At 47.6% G+C, this 19,045-nt stretch carries 15 protein-coding genes; 4 read left to right on the top strand and 11 right to left on the bottom strand.

Annotated elements, in window-relative coordinates; all coding sequences use genetic code 11:
- Window positions 1-36 precede the first annotated feature (36 nt).
- The 10 genes from ACZ5NB_RS19150 to hisC form a co-directional block, all read right to left on the bottom strand.
- Window positions 37-2,457 carry a hypothetical protein gene (locus ACZ5NB_RS19150; protein WP_464107724.1) on the bottom strand — a complete coding sequence of 807 codons (2,421 nt, stop codon included), beginning with the start codon at window positions 2,455-2,457 and terminating at the stop codon, window positions 37-39.
- A gap of 458 nt (window positions 2,458-2,915) precedes the next feature.
- Window positions 2,916-5,342, bottom strand: coding sequence for a hypothetical protein (locus ACZ5NB_RS19145; RefSeq protein WP_464107723.1), 2,427 nt, complete (start codon window positions 5,340-5,342; stop codon window positions 2,916-2,918).
- A gap of 626 nt (window positions 5,343-5,968) precedes the next feature.
- A complete protein-coding gene (locus tag ACZ5NB_RS19140; protein ID WP_460234353.1) occupies window positions 5,969-6,280 on the bottom strand; it encodes a hypothetical protein in 312 nt (103 codons plus the stop codon).
- A gap of 180 nt (window positions 6,281-6,460) precedes the next feature.
- Window positions 6,461-7,090 carry a hypothetical protein gene (locus ACZ5NB_RS19135; RefSeq protein WP_460234352.1) on the bottom strand — a complete coding sequence of 210 codons (630 nt, stop codon included), beginning with the start codon at window positions 7,088-7,090 and terminating at the stop codon, window positions 6,461-6,463.
- 99 nt (window positions 7,091-7,189) lie between these two features.
- Window positions 7,190-7,564: a hypothetical protein gene (locus ACZ5NB_RS19130; protein ID WP_460234351.1), complete on the bottom strand. Its 375-nt coding sequence runs from the start codon at window positions 7,562-7,564 to the stop codon at window positions 7,190-7,192.
- Between the two features lie 547 nt (window positions 7,565-8,111).
- A complete protein-coding gene (locus ACZ5NB_RS19125) occupies window positions 8,112-8,546 on the bottom strand; it encodes a PaaI family thioesterase (protein ID WP_460234350.1) in 435 nt (144 codons plus the stop codon).
- Window positions 8,547-8,567: 21 nt separating this feature from the next.
- Window positions 8,568-8,996 (bottom strand): PaaI family thioesterase, encoded by a 429-nt coding sequence (locus ACZ5NB_RS19120; RefSeq protein ID WP_460234348.1) that lies wholly within the window; start codon window positions 8,994-8,996, stop codon window positions 8,568-8,570.
- Window positions 8,997-9,024: 28 nt separating this feature from the next.
- On the bottom strand, window positions 9,025-9,585 hold the full coding sequence (locus tag ACZ5NB_RS19115) for an NnrU family protein (RefSeq protein WP_460234347.1): 561 nt from the start codon (window positions 9,583-9,585) through the stop codon (window positions 9,025-9,027).
- A 217-nt stretch (window positions 9,586-9,802) separates the two neighbouring features.
- Window positions 9,803-10,990, bottom strand: a complete 1,188-nt coding sequence (locus ACZ5NB_RS19110) for an acyl-CoA dehydrogenase (protein ID WP_460234346.1) — start codon at window positions 10,988-10,990, stop codon at window positions 9,803-9,805.
- Window positions 10,991-11,221: 231 nt separating this feature from the next.
- Window positions 11,222-12,283 (bottom strand): histidinol-phosphate transaminase, encoded by a 1,062-nt coding sequence (hisC, locus tag ACZ5NB_RS19105; RefSeq protein ID WP_464107722.1) that lies wholly within the window; start codon window positions 12,281-12,283, stop codon window positions 11,222-11,224.
- 176 nt (window positions 12,284-12,459) lie between these two features.
- Here hisC and ACZ5NB_RS19100 point away from each other — a divergent pair, with 176 nt between their 5' ends.
- The 4 genes from ACZ5NB_RS19100 (at window position 12,460) to ACZ5NB_RS19085 (ending at window position 17,552) form a co-directional block, all read left to right on the top strand.
- Window positions 12,460-12,999, top strand: a complete 540-nt coding sequence (locus ACZ5NB_RS19100; protein WP_460237883.1) for a GNAT family N-acetyltransferase — start codon at window positions 12,460-12,462, stop codon at window positions 12,997-12,999.
- 328 nt (window positions 13,000-13,327) lie between these two features.
- A complete protein-coding gene (locus tag ACZ5NB_RS19095) occupies window positions 13,328-16,267 on the top strand; it encodes a hybrid sensor histidine kinase/response regulator (RefSeq protein WP_464107721.1) in 2,940 nt (979 codons plus the stop codon).
- A gap of 69 nt (window positions 16,268-16,336) precedes the next feature.
- Window positions 16,337-16,804, top strand: a complete 468-nt coding sequence (locus ACZ5NB_RS19090) for a DUF805 domain-containing protein (RefSeq protein WP_460234342.1) — start codon at window positions 16,337-16,339, stop codon at window positions 16,802-16,804.
- A gap of 127 nt (window positions 16,805-16,931) precedes the next feature.
- On the top strand, window positions 16,932-17,552 hold the full coding sequence (locus ACZ5NB_RS19085) for a YrbL family protein (protein ID WP_460234341.1): 621 nt from the start codon (window positions 16,932-16,934) through the stop codon (window positions 17,550-17,552).
- Here ACZ5NB_RS19085 and ACZ5NB_RS19080 read toward each other — a convergent pair.
- Window positions 17,549-18,943, bottom strand: a complete 1,395-nt coding sequence (locus ACZ5NB_RS19080) for an aminoacyl-tRNA deacylase and HDOD domain-containing protein (RefSeq protein WP_460234340.1) — start codon at window positions 18,941-18,943, stop codon at window positions 17,549-17,551. The genes ACZ5NB_RS19085 and ACZ5NB_RS19080 overlap by 4 nt on opposite strands.
- Window positions 18,944-19,045 lie beyond the last annotated feature (102 nt).

The following is a 19,045-nucleotide window of genomic DNA, read 5'->3' as shown; positions in this document are numbered from 1 at the left end:
GGTGAATAGCTCTCCCTTTCTCTATGTCGAGCATCCTTAGCGGAAATCGACAATTCCCGACCAGGCCGATAATGTACCCTCGCTGGTGTTCAGGTCTACCGTCACAATGCCGTGTAATCGAGCGTCCAACATGAATACGAAATCACTTGATGAGCTATCAACAACCACTGTGCGCGGTCTTAGCAGCACCTCCTGAAAAAGAATCTCGCGATCACCAGTTGCCAAGTCTACGGCGATCAGTGAACCCGTAAACGCATCCGTTAACAGTAGGCAGGCTGCAAAGGGTGTGTGGGTTTGGCACAGCCGTTCACTGGCGGTAGAAATACTTAAGGGCAATATGATAGGCGGCCCTTCCCCGCGCATACTGTCCGAGACAATGGCGCGATCGCCCGTTTGCAGATCCACCGCGATTACACGCGGCTCACTGAAGAACTCGAAAGAAGAAGTAAGAATAAATGCGCATTGGCTAGCTCCAGGTAGTACGTTAGCGCAGTGATTATTGCTATCCGGTACGATGCTCCTGGGAGTAGTGAATAGTGGCCCGATACCGCGTGTATCGCTTGAGATGAGTGATCGGCTCCCAGTGGCTAGGTCGATCGCGACCACCGAAAGGTCACCGGAACCGACTTTTACCAGGCAACGTGCGACGTCAGTCACGAGTGGAGTGCAATTGTCCACGACAAACCCCGGAGCATCGACCGTGAACCCAACATCTTCAGGTCCCGGCGAGAGTATCGCGCGTTCACCATTTTCTAAGTTCACAGCAAACACGTTATCGTTGGGATCAACAACTAACGCGCAGTGGCGCACGCCAACGAGCAGAGATGCACAGCTGTTGCCTTCGTCGACTATCACTCCGGCAATAAAATCCAAGGCTTGGCCTGCGCTATCTTGCAGGTCGACAAGTAAGGTGCGATCACCGCTAGAAAAGTCCACCGAGAAAAGTCGCTTCTTGTCTGTATCAATAATGATGCCGCAGGGACTGTTGCCTAGTATATCGTCGCACTGAGCGGTGGATAGCGGTACTAGGCCACGGGCTATTCGCAATTCAGGGCCATTACCCACTCGATGGTCTAGCATCAGGCTGCGATCGCCTGTGACGGCATCAATGGCAATGGGCGAATCGAAAACTTCATCAATGGCTAGTGCACGTTGATTAACCGGATCAAAAACCAGTTCATTCGGAGTACTCAGTTCAGGGCCAGCGCCACGCTCGGGAGACGAGAAGATCGCTCGGTCGCCACTGATAAGATCGACGGCCACCACACTCCCTTGCGACTGGTTGCCTGTAAGAGCACACCGAGTCGCGTTGGGAAGCACGCTTGCGCAATGGCTTTCGTCCACCAACACCATTGCCCGCGGACCACCCAAGCTAGGGCCGCTACCCCGTGAATCGCCTGATAAGACGGCGCGCTCACCACTATCCAGGTCAGCGGCAATCACTGCATTCAAACGACGGTCGATAGTAATCAGGCATTTGTTGGTGCCAGGCAGCACGCTGTTGCAGGTGCTGTTATCGTCGGCAATGATGGTGGTGATCAAGCTAAAATTGGGCCCGCCAACGGCGCCGTTCTGTAACACCGCCACGCGTTCACCTGTCGCCAAATCCACCACCTTAACGGACCCAAAATTCTCCATCACAAGTGCGCAGTTAGCGAAACGGTTGGCCAAAGACGAAGGGCAAAACTCAGGCCCGCCTACGGCTAGGTGGAAAGCCTGAAGGCTAAATCCTGGGCCAGCACCAATCTCATCACCATCCTCCCCACCTGAAAGAACCGCTCGCTCGCCGGTATCCGCATCAACGACAAATAGCGTACTGATGTTGTTATCCAGCACCACCAGGCAGCGTGCGGTCGAGGGCAGCAGTGATGCACAAGCACCAGCTGGGGCCAAACCAATGTCGTTGGGCCGAGAGAAGCTAACATCATCGCCTTCCTCGTTGATGCTAACAAGGCGTCGCTCATTGGTTTCTAAATCGATCGCCACGATACCAGGGATGTCGGAATCGGCGATAAACAATTCGTTATTTTCCACGTCGACTACGCCAGCATCTGGCCGTGCTAAAAATGTCGATTGTTGCAGCACGCGAATGGTAGGTTCATTCACTAGAGCGTTTTGCTCAGAGTCAACGGCTGACACCGTGAGCGTGTTTTCGCCAAACGCCAGTGGCACAGTGGCTGCCCAGTTGGCAAAGCCATCATTAGTGACCGCGACAATGCCATTCACACTGACAAAAGCGATACCGTCACCATCCGGGTCACTGGCTGTGCCCCGAATCGTGATGGCTGATTGGTTTGTTAACGAATGCGCGTTCGGAAACGTGACACGCACCTCCGGTGGCTGGTTAGCCCCGGCCTGACTCGCCGGAGCGCTAGAGCTGCCTCCCCCGCCGCCACAGGCAGTCAAAATGCCCCCGAGAAGCGTGAGTGTTAAAAGCCTAATTGTTGTCGTTCTCATAACTTTGTCCGCTGTTTACTAAGGTCTTGAATGGTTACAACGGGAGCTACGGGGGCACATTTCGAAAAGTTGCAGTTTGGGTGAAAAATTTATTTGATGAGGCTATCGCCGGTACACGGCAGGTAATTTATTAGGATATTTAGGATGCACTGAATGCGATGGTTACGCTTGCGCGGTTAAATATGTAACGTTTCTATATACAATGATTCTATGTCGCCATTGCGGCCGTCATCAGAATGACCAACTTCAAATTCTTTTCCGTCAACGCTTAGTTTCATCCTCACAATATCTTCGACTTTTCCTCGCTCAATCGAATTGTCAAAACGCTTTGCGTAGAGGCACCAAAGCGGTAGCGAAAAAGTGAGCTTGAACAAATAAATTTAGCAGTCACGCATTGTGTGGCAGCTCAATTTTCACGAATGCCCATCCGTGGGTACTTCCCTAAATTCAGCTTCGTTTTAGAACGATTCGAAATTCACGAGTCCAGACCAGGCAGTTGCCGCTCTTTCACCGGTTTTTAGGTCAACTGTAATGATCCCGTGTAGTTGAACGTCCAACATAAACAGCAGATCTGATGAAGAATCATCAATTACTGCTGCTCGCGGGAATAGATCAGCATCTTGAAATATGATCGTGCGATCGCCCGTCGCTAAGTCAATGGCGAAGAGTGCGCCAATGATTTCATCGAGGACGAGTATGCATGCATCACTGGACAAGTGAGTTTGGCAGAAGGCTTCGTCGGCTGCTGAGATTCCCAGCGGTAAGTTGAGCGAAGGCCCTTCGCCGCGACTGTCTGCAGAGAACGCCGCGCGATCGCCGGTTTCAAGGTCAACAGCGATGACAGACGCGTCTGGGTCCGAAAACGTGTCGATTCCCAGTGCACAAACATTTGCCTCAGGTAATACATCGGCACAGTGATTGTTCTCATCCACCAAAATGCCGGCGAGAAAATCAAAGTTTGTGCCGTCACCACGCGTAGAGTCGGAAATCACCGAACGGCTGCCTGTGGTTAGATCTATTGCAAACAAACCACCATTGTTTCGGCTAACAATGAGCACACAACGAGTCGCACCTGCGACTATTGCGCTGCAATCTTCTGCTATGGCGGCTGAGCGACCGACTCTCAGTTGCGTGTCCTCAAGCGTCTCTGACAGAACTGCACGATCACCATTTTCTAGATCCACGACAAATAATCTATCGTCTGTATCCATCATCAAAGCACAGTGGCTGACGCCGAGCAGCAGTGATGCGCAACTGTTGCCTTCGTCCACGATCGCGGTGAGCACTCTTCTAAAAGAAGGTCCTTCGCCGCGTTGGTCATCAGAAATTACGATGCGATCACCAGTGGCTAAATTGATCGCCAAAAGCTGCGGGGTTGATTCATCGATAATGAATGCACAGGGAATCCCTGTACTACCCAGAATGGTCTCGCATTGGGCATTGTTGAGCGGCGATAAACCGGAGGTGTCTTTTAATTCAGGGCCGCTACCAATTTGATGATCCAGTGCAAAGCTGCGATCACCAGTGACCGAGTCGATAACAATCGGTGAGTCGCGGTCCTCGTCGATCGCCAGGACACGCTGATTGACCGGGTCAAAAATCAATTCATCAATAAAACTGAAGTTAGGACCAACACCGCGATCAGCGGATGACAGCAAGGCCCGGTCGCCACTGGTCAGGTCTATGGCAAACACGTTGCGCTCAGACTCATTGGTGACAAACGCGCAGCGTGTCGCGCTAGGGAGAACGGATGTGCAGTGGCTAGCGTCGAGCAGTACCAGCGCTTTAGGGCTGTTGAGTTCGGGGCCGTTGCCTCGTGCACTGCCCGATAAAACGGCGCGTTCACCAGTATCCAAATCAACGGCAAGCACCGCATTCAGGCGAGGGTCCACTGCAATCAGGCATTGGTTGCTGTCAGGCAAGACCGTTGCACAGGTGCTGTTGTCGTCGACAACGAGTGTATGAATCCGGACGAAATTAGGGCTATCAACGACGGCGTTCTGCAACACCGGCACCCGTTCACCCGTGGCTAGGTCCACCACTTTGACGAGTCCAAAATTCTCCATCACCAACGCGCAATTGGCGAATCGATCGGCCAGCGATGCTGGGCAAAACTCAGGCCCTGCTCCCGCCATATGGAATGCTTGACTGGAAAATGCTGGGCCAGCGCCCACCTCATTACCACCTTCGCCGCCGGACAGAATTACTCGCTCGCCGCTATCGGCATCCACCACAAACACCGCGCGTTCACGGTGATCTAACACCACTAAGCAACGCACTGCGGTGGGCAAAAAGGAAGCGCAGGCTCCCGCTGGTACCAGGGCAATGTCGCTAGGGTCTTGGAATGGGAAGGCGTCGCCCTCTTCATTACGACTCACGATACGGCGCTCGTTGGTTTCCAAATCAATCGCCACGACAGCTGGAATACGTCGATCAGCGATAAACAGCTCGTTATTGGCTTCGTCGACCACGGCTCCTGCCGGGAAAGGGAAAAATACGGATTGCTGCAGTACACGAATACTGGGCTGAACCACTAATGGGTTTTGCTCCGAATCAGCTGCGGTCACCGTTAAGATGTTTTCGCCAAACCCCAGTGGTACCGTCGCCTCCCAGTTAGCGAAACCATCGTCACTGACGGCATCAACACCATTAACACGCACAAACTCGATGCTATCGCCATCAGGGTCATTGGCGGTGCCGCGCACAATGATCGTTGCTTTGTTTGTTAACGAATACGCGTTCGGAAATGTGACACGCACCTCCGGTGGCTGGTTAGCCCCGGCCTGACTCGCCGGAGCGCTAGAGCTGCCTCCCCCGCCGCCACAGGCAGTCAAAATGCCCCCGAGAAGCGTGAGTGTTAAAAGCCTAATTGTTGTCGTTCTCATAACTTTGTCCGCTGTTTACTAAGGTCTTGAATGGTTACAACGGGAGCTACGGGGGGATATGTCAGAAAGTTGCGGTTAATTTGCGAAAAAATTTACTTTTTTGATCAAGTTGTTACAGGAACAGCGAATAAGACAGATAGGCTATGGGTAGAACAACAAAGGGCCAGGATATTGAGGGCCCTACGAAGGGCGCACTGGCTTTGGCGATGCCGGTAAGGGTTGTATAGCGAGGGTAGCCTATGGGCTTGGTCTGAGAACTAGCAATCTCCGATATCTCCGCTGCCATCACCGCTACCGAAACCTCCACGTCTTCTAGGAGGGCCAAATGCGAATACAACTTTAAGTAAAATGTTAACCAAGAATATACCTACGAGTATCGGGCATAGCGTGTTGTTAAGTATTGAATTGGATTCAAGATATGAGTAATGCCAGGATGCATTAAGCCCACCGATGTTTATTATCCACCACATATAATTTGATTCTTTTTTGCCACGAATTTGCAGGCAAAGAGAACGTTAATCATATCCCGATTGTAATGTGGACCTTGCAAAAGCTATTGCCCTGCTAATTTATTCAATTGGAATGCTCAACTATTTTTAGTTATCACCACATGACGCGACGACTCGTTAAGCGTTTTTGTTTTTATTTTGGTCATTACCTTCTATTGCATTATTAGCTTCCGCTATCCGTTCTTTTGCAAGTGAGCGCATAGATAACCATCTATGTGTATATTCGCCTCGTGGCCCCTCATTGCGTTGTGATGGGTCTAGAGGAGACGGCGTATAGAAAACGAACAATACGAATATTGGCCCCACGATAGGAATCTGAGTTACAAGAATAGCTATCGTTTTTTCAGTAGTACTTACAGCGCTAGCTAGAAGCCTGTATATCAACCAAACCGCTAGCAGCTCAGATGCAAGCATTAACCAAATGATCATAACTTACTCTTGCGCATAACACTGACGAAGTTTCTTGGGACTGTCATAACAACCTATATACTTTTCAAAGATCTCGTTAATCAGAATACATAGTTCACAATATCCACTAAAACGGCGCTAGCTCACAGAAAAAGTAAAGCTTTAGCTGTCGAGTGCGAAGGGCTTTGCTGGCTTGGTTTGTTAGGTTGTGATTTCATCGTCAATAGGGATACCAGCATACCAATTTCCAAGACCATCAACTTCAATACGGGTAATTTCAAAACCGTTGCTTCGTTGGTCATACCCATGCTTCCTAATTCTCTCTGATATAGCTTGATTGACAAGATCGAGAGTTGAATAAACACCAATAAAACGATAAATCTTTGACTTGCTATCAGTATGATGCAAAGCAAAAATTAAAGTTGGAAAACAAGAAAAATCACCCGCGACTACATCTAAGGCGTATTTTTCAATTAATGAGCCATAAAGGTATAGCGCTTCAATTCTTGATTCAGGAGTCTTAAGTTCTTGAGAGCTCGGATGCTTAAAATCGGGTAATCGAGTCTTTAGCAAAATACTTAAAGAGCGCTCCATATAGGATATTTTGTGTACGCCTACGTCTAAGCCATCTGAAAAAAAGACATTACAGAAATTATGAGAATCTGCGTCACCCATCAATAACGTAATCACTAATTGATCTTTTTTAAATCTCCTTACGAACGCAGAGCCAAAATGCCCACCTCGTCTTGCAGCCTCAAAATTATAGTCATATTTTGAAGCAAGGTATGAAAAAGCCTCGTTTGTTGCATGCTCAAATTCTTCGATTTTCACGTAAACAACCTAGCGCCGTGGCAAGGGGCACGCACCGCGAAACAAAGCGTGTCCCGCGCAGGTCGTTTTTTTACGGCCGAAGCATGCTTAGCGACTTTGTTATGCATTATTGCTTACCACTTTAAATACTATGAACGTGAGCACGACTGCCACAACAAATATTACAAGAATATTAGCCATTTTTGTGTTGCTGATTCCAGCTCCGAAACTGGATGCCTGCATTTCTAGCTCGGCCATTTCTTCTTCTTTGAGTGGGTTGCGTACTTTACAGGGGCTGCCATTTAAAACTTTAGCCGCATCTTCATATTGATTTTCTATTACTGCCCACAAACCAACCTCTAGAGCGCCAGTCGCATAGCGAGATAAAGCACTCGACTTTTTCGAAGAGATGAAGGTCAATATACCTCTCTTTCTCAATTTTTCGGAAGCAGTTTCCGCGTCAAGTTGGGATTGATACTGCTTTAGTAATTTCATGTGAATGCATAACAATATTATTCTGCAGCCTTGGTTGTTTATCTCCAGGCTACGAAATTATTTTTTGGATTTGTCATTTAAACCGTTAAATCAATTAAAAACAACTACTTGGGCTTATGTTAAAAGGCGCGCCAATGTAAAAAACAGCCTGGGCTGCGAAGTTTGGGTTTTATTTGCGGAATTGCACTGTCTAAGAGCAGTATCGAGGAGCTGAATATGGCGGGGAGTAAAGGAATTTATTTCTAAACAAGCAGCAGTCTGTTTTAACTTGCTCAAAATCGGCTAGTTAATGCAGGCGTTCAGCATTCGAACGATATGCTGCAACGTATCTCTTCTCCTCCCCAAATCAAGGCGAAACCACCCAACGAGGTTTACCTGTAAGGCGGGCTAGCCAGGACCTTCTGAGGCAGGGCAGACAATTGCTCCTGCATTGTCTGCATACATGCCGTCCATGGCAATAATGCCGAAGAGAGCTACAAGGATGTATTTACGCGTGTCCTGGCTAGCCCGCCTTGCAGGTAAACCGTGCAGAACACTCCCAAACTTACTATTTCTTATGCGAAGGCAAATGAATAATCATCATCGTCGCCGTAGCACGCGCAATCAACTGGTTCTTACTATTAAACAATTCAGCCGACGCATAACAAACGTTATCAACAATCTCGACTATTGAACCGACACCCACAAACTTCCCGGCCTTCGCCGCCTTAATAAACGATACATTCAAATCCAATGTCGGCGGAAACTGATCTTCCCCAAGCATCATGCCCGTGGTTTGCCCAAGTACTGCATCAAGCATCGCTGATAAAATGCCGCCTTGGACTTTACCCGCTGGGTTCAAAAAACGATCATCCACACTAAACGCGCACGTGAGCTGACGTTTTTCAACATCCGTTTTTTGAATATCGAAATTTAATGTTTGCGCAATCGGTGGCGGTGGTACTTCGCCGGATTGAATTTTCCAAAAATGACTTTTACCCATTTTCAATTAACTCTTTACTACCTAAAAATCTACTTGGGTAATTTTGGCTGTAGCGGTTGCCGTCGCGACAAGTTTATTGTCAGCGTCAAACAACTCGCTTTCTAAATACGCGACACTGCGACCACGTTTGATGACCTTACCTTTCCCGGTAAATTCGCCAGGTTTGGCACCTGTAATAAATGAAATGTTGAGGTTGAGTGTAGGCGCAAATTGGTTTTCTTCAAGCATACTCGACAATGCGGGGCCCATGGTGTCATCTAACATGGCGGCGACAATGCCGCCCTGTACATTACCCATTGGGTTGGTGTATTCCTTGCCAATGGTAAAGTGTGCCGTGATGCTACCCTTCTCTGCATCGATATCATCGAAGCGCGTATTAAAGGTCACACCAATCGCAGGTGGCGGTAACTCGCCGCGCATCATTTTCCAAAAGAAATTATTTTCACTCATTGGTTGTAATCACATTTTAAAATAAGCATTAACGGGGGATAACCGCGTAGCCAAATAAGTACGGATGTAAAAATAAGAACACGATGTACACGGTTAGTCCTGCAACGAATACAACAATGTCTTTTTTCACTGGCCATTTGGTTGTTTGCTTTTTTGCACCACGCATAGTGCTAGAAAACATACTGAAAAACGAATACACCAAAAAGCTACCAAACAGCAATACCGATGCTTTGTCGCCGTTTGCGAGTAAATGCCCGACCGACCAAGCCGCAATACCCCATAACATGGGGTGGCGAGTGACACGTTTTATATTGGTTTTCATGTGTGCGGCAGGGAAAAGGATAAATGCAATAAGCACTAACAGCATTGTTAGATGGCGACCCCATGCTGGAGGGTTATAGAGCACTTCAAAAGGTGCTTGGCCTTTCCCTATCACAATCAACACCAAGCCGATGAGCGCGACGGCGGCGAATAACCCTTTGTAGCCTTTTGCTGAAAGTTTTGCGATTAGTGTCGTACGGAAGCCCGCGATGGTGGGCACTAAATGGATAGCGAAAAAAATAACTAGACCAGCAATAAGTAATTCCATAATGGGTCCCGAAGAGAGTGTATTGTTGTAATGTAAGGAGTTGATGATCGATAAGTCGCCTATGGTAGCCGATGTTCTATACTAGGCAAAGTTATCTTGTGGCTATCGTTATCTGCGACGGTTTTATGTGGGTGCGTTTTTAGCGATCGTTGTCTGGAAATAAAAAAGGGATATAGGCAACCCTATATCCCTTTTATCACCAAGGAATTGGCAAGCGTTAGAAAAACGCTTGAATACCTGTTTGTGCGCGACCAAGAATCAATGCGTGAACGTCTTGCGTACCTTCATAGGTGTTGACCACTTCCAGGTTCACCATATGGCGCATGACCGGGTATTCGTCAGAAATACCATTGCCGCCGTGCATATCGCGTGCTTCACGTGCTACGTCCAAGGCTTTCACACAGCTGTTGCGCTTCAATAGTGAAATCACTTCCGGAGAAAGCGTGCCGTTATCTTTCATGCGCGTTGCACGTAGGCAGCCTTGCAAGCCAAGGGTGATTTCGGTTTGCATGATGGCAAGTTTTTTCTGAATGATTTGGTTTGCCGCCAATGGACGACCAAACTGTTTGCGATCCATGGTGTATTGGCGAGCGGCGTGCCAGCAATCTTCAGCGGCGCCGAGTGCGCCCCAAGAAATACCAAGGCGTGCGCTGTTCAAGCAGCCGAATGGGCCTTTTAAGCCTTCAACGCCAGGCATTAAGTTTTCTTCTGGAACGAGCACATCTTCCATCACGATTTCACCGGTGATAGATGCGCGCAATGCGAGTTTGCCTTCGATCTTTGGAGCAGAAAGACCTTTCATGCCTTTCTCAAGAATGAAGCCGCGAATCACGTTGTCTTCAGTTTTTGCCCATACAACAAATACGTCGGCGATGGGTGAATTACTGATCCACATTTTTGCGCCGTTCAGTAGGTAGCCGCCGTCGACTTTTTTCGCGCGCGTTACCATGCTGCCAGGGTCGGATCCGTGGTCTGGTTCGGTTAAGCCGAAGCAGCCAATGTATTCGCCGGTGGCTAATTTAGGTAGGTATTTTTGTTTTTGCTCTTCGCTGCCGTAAGCGTAGATAGGAAACATCACGAGGCTGGATTGCACGCTCATCATTGAGCGATAGCCGGAATCAACGCGCTCTACTTCGCGGGCGATTAAGCCGTAGCTGACGTAGTTAAAGCCTGGGCAGCCGTAGCCTTCGATAGAGGATCCGAGTAAGCCGAGCTCACCCATTTCACGGAAGATCTCTGGGTCAGTTTGCTCTTTGCGAAAGGCTTCTTGCACACGAGGTTTGAGCTTTTCTTGGCAGTAGGCGTGAGCGGTATCGCGAACCATGCGCTCTTCTTCAGTGAGTTGATCGTCAATCAGGAAAGGGTCTTCCCAATTAAATTTTGCCCATTTGGTGGTATCGGACATTACAAAATTCCTCCGAAAGGTTCGCCGATGCGGCGTATGCTGAACGTTCTAACAGCCCGCTACTATAGCAGCTGAAGCTATCTGTGTCTTTGTTAAGTCGGGTAAAGCCAATGGGGTTGGAGCGAGCGATACGGCAAAGCCCCCGTGCGACGGAGGCTTGCTGAACAATCACGAAAAATTATACTGATTATTCGGTTTCCAGTGCTCTTTGTTATTTAAGTAAACCTGGAGCTATTTTTTTAGGATGTTGGTGAGTGCTTCGATCAATGCGGTGATTTCGGCTTCACTGCCGATGCTGATCCGTAAGAAATTGTCGATACGGCCTTGCTTAAAGTGCCTGACGATAATATTGCGCGCTCTCAGTTGCTCCGCTAGGGATGCGGCATTGTTATCCGGATGTTGGGTGAATACGAAATTTGCGGCACTGGGTAGGGTAGAAAAGCCTAAATTATCTAGTGCAGCGACAAGCTGAGTGCGAGTGGCAATGACGCGTCGGCAACAATCATCGAAATATTCCTCGTCTTCTACTGATGCCACCGACCCGGCGAGTGCCAGTCGATCGAGCGGGTAGGAGTTAAAGCTGTTTTTGACTCTTTCTAACCCGGCTATCAAGTCTGCGTTACCGAGTGCAAAGCCTACGCGTAAGCCTGCAAGCGAACGGGATTTTGAAAATGTCTGGATCACCAACAAATTGGGGAACCGGTTAATGAGGCTAGCTGCTGAAGCGCCTCCGAAATCAATATAGGCTTCGTCAATGACAACGGGTACATCGGCATGCTGTTGCGCCAGTTGTTCAATCTTGTCTAGTGGCAATAATGCACCGGTCGGCGCATTGGGGTTAGGAATAATGACGCCGCCACAGGGCTGTTGGTAGCTTTCAATATCGATCTCAAAGTGATCGTTGAGTGGCACTTGGTTAAAGTTCACGTCATATAGCCGACAATAAACCGGATAAAAGCTATAGGTAATATCGGGGAATAGTAAGGGCTTATCGCGTTTCAGTAGGCCTATAAACGTGTGAGCCAGAATTTCGTCGGAGCCGTTGCCAACAAACACTTGGTTACGCTCAAGCTGAAACCGTTTTGCCAGCGCATCTTTTAGTGCGTCACCGTTTGGATCTGGGTATAAACGAAGGTCATCGTTGCTGGCTGCCTTGATGGCCTCTATTGCCTTTGGTGAAGGGCCATAGGGGCACTCGTTGGTATTCAGTTTTATCAGGTTAGTGATTTTAGGTTGCTCGCCCGGCACATAAGGGGTGAGTGTGTGAACGATGTCGCTCCAATACTGGCTCATAGTGGTATGCAATTGTGTAGGTTTCAGGTGAGTGGAAAAGGCGCACAGTATGTTCCGCTGCCTATCCCGAATCAAGAGCGCGGTGGTGTGGCGCGTGGACAGACGACGCGGCATCTGTAATGCTTCGGCGTGAGTCTAGTAACGGCTATGGAGTGCTGTGGCATTGTGAGTGCGCAATGCTGCAATGGCTAGGCAAGGAACCTGAAATAATGAGTTTTGAATACAAACTGACCTTGAATGATATTGAGAAGCGTACTTTGCTCGAGTGGGGAGACGATATCTTTGCGTCTGAGCAATTTAACCTTATTTGGCGGCCAAAGGACCTTCACTTGGTGATGTACCAGCAAGATATGCCGGTTTCTAAGTGCGGTTTGCTGCGTCAGACTATTCGAGTGGGTAGTCACGATCTCGAAGTGGCAGGTATCGGTGGTGTGGTGACGGCACCTGAGTGTCAGAATCAGGGTTTCGCCACTCAGTTGATCGACGAAGCATTGCGATTTGTCGAGACTGAATGGCTGTTGTCAGTCTCGGCATTATTCTGCCGGAATGAATTGGTTCCTTTCTATCAGCAATTGGGTTGGAAAGGGGCAGAGCGAGAAGTCATGATTGTTCAGCCTCATGGCAGCGTTCGCGCTCCGATGAATTTTCTGGTGTATGAGGTAGCCCCAGGTAGCTGGCCAGGGGGTGCTGTTGAACTGGGCTGCTTGCCGTGGTGAGTGGAAACGCACGCTGGCGGCAGAATCATTAATTTGGCATATGGCTTGTCTAGGTGCGCCTATGTAAGTGTGCTATAACTATTCGGCCCGATAGCGCTGGGTGTTTCCCACTTAGCACGCAAAATACAGGGAATAATTAAAATAAATTACACAACTAAAAAGCCGTCGATTCTTGCTACTCACCTTTATTCACAACGCTTACGTTTATAAGCACATCCAGCGGTGTAGCTAAACCGACGAGCAACAAACTAGGAGTGAGTTGTTGGTCATTCTTATTCAGCGCCTTGTAACATCCCTAGTCTCTAAGCTACCTGCTGTAAGTGTTTTGGTGAGTAGCTTGCTTTGCATATCGCCTTGTCTTTCGGCGTCACCGGATTTAAATGGCTCTGCTCCTGTTTGTGAATTTAAAGAACAGCCTACCGGTCGCAACATTACCCGTTGTTTTGCTTTTCAAGAACAGCTAGATCAAACGAGTTCACAGCAACAGGCTCAGGTTCCCAGCTGGACTCCGTTAACGCGCTCGCGTGTTTACCGTGGGATTGGTCGGCATGTTGTTAAGTATCAAAGTGAATTTGTTAATCACAGCGGGCAGGCTCTTAACTTGGTGGTAGAGCTTGAAACACCTCACCTCGATGAGGTTAGTGCTTCATACTTAATTGACAGTAGTAATACTCACAAAGAATTTACATTCGGTGATGCGTACCCTTTCGCGCAACGTCCGATCATAACGCAGTATTTTGCATTTCCCGTAGTGCTGGATCCGGGTGAACGGGCGCGAGTGCAGTTTACCGTGAATAGCGCAGGCTCGATGGACTTTCCCATTCGTGCTTGGGGTGATGAGGCGTTTAACGTTTACGACCAGCGCCGCACTATTTTGTCGGGCATCTATGGTGGCCTTGTGTTTGCTTTCGTGTTGGCCTTCATCACGCTATTTGTTGCCGTGCATCGTATTTATTACTTATATTACGCTGGCATTATTAGTTCTCTTTTGATGTTAATGATGAGCCTGTCGGGGTTAGGCTTTCAGTTTTTTTGGCCAAGTTATCCCGATGTAAACCAATACTTTATTCCAGTCACGATGGCGTCATTGCATATCTTTTTAGCGTTACTGTTCATCAATGTCGGTAACAGCGGCCATCAGTATCCAGAGATACGACCTTATGTGAACGGGTATGTATTTTCTTTACTAGCGCTATGTGGTTTGAGCCCTTTTCTTTCTTACGAAATAAGTATTCAAATTGTATTAATTTTTGCTGCGATCGGCTGCCTTTTGATATTAGCCACAAGTGGCTACTTGCTATGGTCTGGCAACAAAAATGTACAACCTTTTTTTATCGCCTGGAGCATCGTGACGGTGACTGCCATCGCGAATGTTTCCGATGCGAGTGGTTGGCTTTACCTTCCCGTATCCATCCTGACTCTATGTGTTTCCGCAACATTGATGATGATGACGTATATTTTGTTCTATATCTCCAGGCGGTTTGGCACTACCTATGCAGAAAGAAAAATAGCGGAGGAGAAGCTGGAACAAAGTAAGAGAGTGGCTCAACAAGAGCAAGAGCGATACTTAGAATTTCGTTTAGCCGCAAGAGAGGAGGAAATGGAGGCGCGCCAGCGCATTATCCAAGCGGAAACTGAAAACAAAGCGAAGAGCGAGTTCTTGGCAATTATGAGTCATGAAATCCGTACGCCGATGAACGGAGTGTTGGGGATCGCAGAGCTGCTTCAAGGGACAAAGTTAGATAAGCAACAAAAAGAATATCTCAATATTATTCAAAACTCAGGGCAATCACTGCTGAATATCATCAATGATATTCTCGACCTCTCGAAAATATCGGCAGGTAAAATGTCGCTCGACAGTATTGACTTTAGTATTGATGAGTTGTGCACCGAGGCAACCTCAGTATTTGCAAATGTTGCGGAACAGAAAACGATAGAGTTAATGGTAATAATTGAGCAGGCACTGCCACTCTGTATTCACGGGGATAGTGTGCGTATACGGCAGGTGATACTGAATTTGTGTAGTAATGCCGTCAAGTTTACCGAAAATGGCAAGGTGATTTTAAGAGTCGCAAAAATTAATCCGCAGCGTGCTGGCGAAAGTGCGTTTATCCGTTTTGAGGTACAGGATACGGGTATCGGCATTTCGCCAGAGTCGCAACTCAATTTATTCGAAGCGTTTACCCAAGGGGATAAGTCAACGACTCGTCAATATGGCGGCACAGGATTGGGGCTAAGCATTTGTAAACAGCTGGTTAACCTCATGGGGGGTGACATTGGTGTAGAGAGTGAAAAAGGTAAAGGCTCTTGTTTCTGGTTTACCATTCCGTTTGTTCAAGCATCAGCCGATTTTGTATCGTCTAATCAGCGCGATACCGGTTCTATTGCGGATAAGCGCATTCTGTTTATTGGCACTAGTCAAGAGCTGCCCCATATCTATCGTGATCATTGTTTAGGTTGGGGAATCAATGCCGATTTTGCCTTGAGTATTGAAGAGTCGATTGAAGTTCTTTCGCGCGCACGGGACGAGGGAACGGCATTTGATTTCGTTATGGTGGACTGTGCTGCTGAAAATGATCCACATTTATTAGGGCCGCTACTTGAGCAGTGGCATGACTTGTCGCCGAGTAGTTGCTTTCTGTTGTGCGCATCACCGCATCATATGTTGGATACAAGTCAGCTGGAAACGTTTGGTGTCGATAAACCGCTTTTGAAACCGGTTACTGCTTATAGGCTTCTAGATGCACTGATTGAAACTACGGGTCAAGATATTCAAGGGGCATCGGCAGCAACAGTCCAGCAAAGTGATAGCAATGCAAGTGGTGGAAAAATTCTGGTAGTAGAGGATAATCACGTGAATCAAATGGTGATTACCGGCATGCTCAAGCGTTTGGGTTACGATTTGCATCTTGTAGACAACGGCAAGCTTGCATTGGACAAATACTGTGAGTTAAGTGAATGCTACGATTGTATTTTAATGGATTGCGAAATGCCGGTAATGGATGGGTATGAAGCGTCCGCGAGAATTCGCGTGCACGAGCGGGAAAACGCATTACCCGCAGTCCCCATTGTCGCGTTGACCGCACACGCAATGGCCGAATATCAAACACGTTTTGCCGAAGCAGGAATGAACGATCACATCCCAAAACCCGTCAACATCATGCGCTTACGTGAAAGACTTCAGCATTGGGTTTCACTCCGACAGGAAAATGTGGCGCAACACGGCGCCGAAGATTCTGACATAACCTTGGCAACACCAAATAGTTAAAGTAAAAGGTAGAATAAGCCAACAGCTGCTTGTTAATAGCCTTAGTAAATTCTGATATGCTGTGCCGGTATGACACAGTTCAATGACCTCTTAATCGCAACGGCACGTATTGGTCGGTTGCGGTTTATATTTTTCACCCTGCTCTATTTTCTCGTTTACGTGGTTATGGCGTCGGCATGTTTGTGGGCGTTGGTGAATGTGGTGAACGATCGGCCTGACTGGTCGATGGGTAATTGGCCGATAGCGGTAATAATTGTCTTATATGTGGTGGGTTTAATACCTCACCAAATTCCCTCGCGTCGACGTTTGGCAGATTGCGATTTATCCCCGAATTGGTCATTGCTACTTTTTTTACCGCTTTTAAATGCTCCTCTCCTTGCATTGCTGCTAACGAAACCTGGTTCAGCGACACAAAATCGCTATGGACACCCACCGACAAAAAATCCTCCCTTTGTACGCACCGCTATCGTTATCTTGGCATTGATCACTTGTGTTGTGGTGTATGGGCTGGTGGTCTTTATTGAGGCGTTATTCTAAGCAAAGCGAGACAATTCACATCAAATATGAATGTGTGTACAATCGCCGCCGCAATTTAGAAGCCTCTACTACTTTCCCTGCAAAGTTTTTAATATGACTAGTAATTCACCGTCGCTAAGGAGAGCGGATGTTAACGGTACCTGAAGACTTATTTATTGCCCGTGGCTATCATCGAGAGTGTTATCAACACCCCAGCAATGAAAATCTTTGCGTCAAAGTGGTCGTTCGTGGCGATACAAGCGAAACCGATCGTGAAATTCGCTATTACAACGTCCTAAAAAAACGACATATCGACTGGAAAATGTTGCCGCGTTATCACGGTTGGGTGAATACCAACAAAGGTAAGGCGGCAGTGTTTGATCTCATTCGTGATTGCGATGGCAAGGTGTCCTTGGCGCTTAATTATTATCTTGAAAACCCCGAGCTGACGTCGCAGTTTCGTGATCAAATAGGTAACGCCTTGGTAGGTTTACACGACTATCTTATTAGTCACCGGGTGGTCACAATGACGCTGAAGCCCAAAAATATTGTCTTGTCGCGAATTGACGAAGAAAAGAGTAAGTTAGTTATTGTTGACAATATTGGTAACTCAGACTGGGTTCCGCTATGTAATTACGTAGATTTTTTGGCGTTGAAAAAAATTCGTCGAAAATGGCAGCGATTTATCGAATTACTCCGTAACAGCTACGCTTACAATGATCAATTACAAGCGCTAGTAACGCAATTGCCAAACAAGGTTCGCTATTAGGTGGCGAGTTGTTGAGCAATCACACTGAGCTCTTCTGTTGAATCCATGATGTTACTAATAGTGATCTCTACTTGGTCAGGGTCGAGATGAAGATCCTGATATAGAGATTGCGGGATTTCATGTACTGGGCCACGACCAATACTACGCTCTCTCAGTTTTGCATTCGTTAAGTATAATAATTTAGCAAATACAGCATGTTCACCAGAATAGTTGGGATTGTGTTGATGTCTTAATGCCACCACAACTTCTTCTGGCATGTGCCAAGAACTCATGAGCCAGCTCGCTAATTGCTCGCGTGTAACACCAATGATGTGCCTTTCAATCACATTGGTGGGAACGTCTGGGTTCACTTCAAGATAGCGGTTGATAAGTTCAAAATACGGTGGAAAGACTTCCCCTAAAATCAAAAAACCAAAGTTATTTAAGAGCCCGGATAAATAGGCCATGCCAAAACTGGGGCGGTGTTCACGAGGAATTGCGGTCACCAAACCTTCTACCGTTGCCGCTGCATAGACGGCGTGCTGCCAATAGGGTGTTATTCCTTGAGGGTGATCTTTAGGTAAATTAAGTGATTTTCCTAGCGCTAAGCCTAGAGAAAGGTTCAATACCATATCGAAACCCAGTACGCGCACGATAGCATCGTGGATCGATTTAATTTTCCCCGGCGCAGAGTAGTAAGGCGATGCCGCCCAGCTGACGACCTGCGCCGCTAAACTGGGGTCTGTTTCGACAATGTTTGACAGGTCGCTGACATCGGCATTGGGGTCAACTCGTAAACCAATAATACGTTGAGCCGTGCTAGGGAGCGGAGGCAACTCTAGGGTTTCATCTAAGCGTTGTTTAATACGCAGGGATGTAAAGTTTTTAACGGCATCAAAAATTTGTTCGCTATCATCGAGATGAGCGGGCTCTTCGATACTTTTAATCGGGATGCAAAAAGACTGTCGGGTGGCGTCACCGATAATATTTTGAAATTCTTGCTGGGTGATCTCCAAAAATTCGGTCGGAACTCCCGAATCCAATAGTAAAGTGTCTAAAGAGAATAACCGTTCATCGACGACCGTAGGAAAGCCACCAAACTTTGGTAAAGCCGGTACTGAGTCGACATGATGTTGCGCATAAAAAGCCATTAAGTCATCGTGAGTCGAAGCCCTTAGTTGTCTCGCTAGCTGCTGATTCAGTTGGTTTAGGTCCAACAGGCAATCCTGTGGAAATAAGACTTGCACCTTGCCGAGTGTATCTTTGAGTATGACAGAGCGAACGCGGCGTGGAATGTTGCTTTCTTCCGCTGCCGTGACAGAGAGCCCCATGCTTTGCAGGCTCATTTCAGCGATGTGATATTTTACATTTTGTAGTTCGAGTAGGTTACGAACACTGGATGGGACTGCCACATGAACTCCTTTTTGACTATGGTCTATCGCCTAAGGTCAATCTAGTTGGCGATTTCAAATCTCCGAAAGGGACGGATTGATCATATCTACCCTTTACTATTT

This window comes from Aurantivibrio plasticivorans (genome assembly GCF_055392955.1).
Note: the sequence above shows the minus strand (reverse complement) of the source record. Positions and strands in the feature narration are given on the sequence as shown.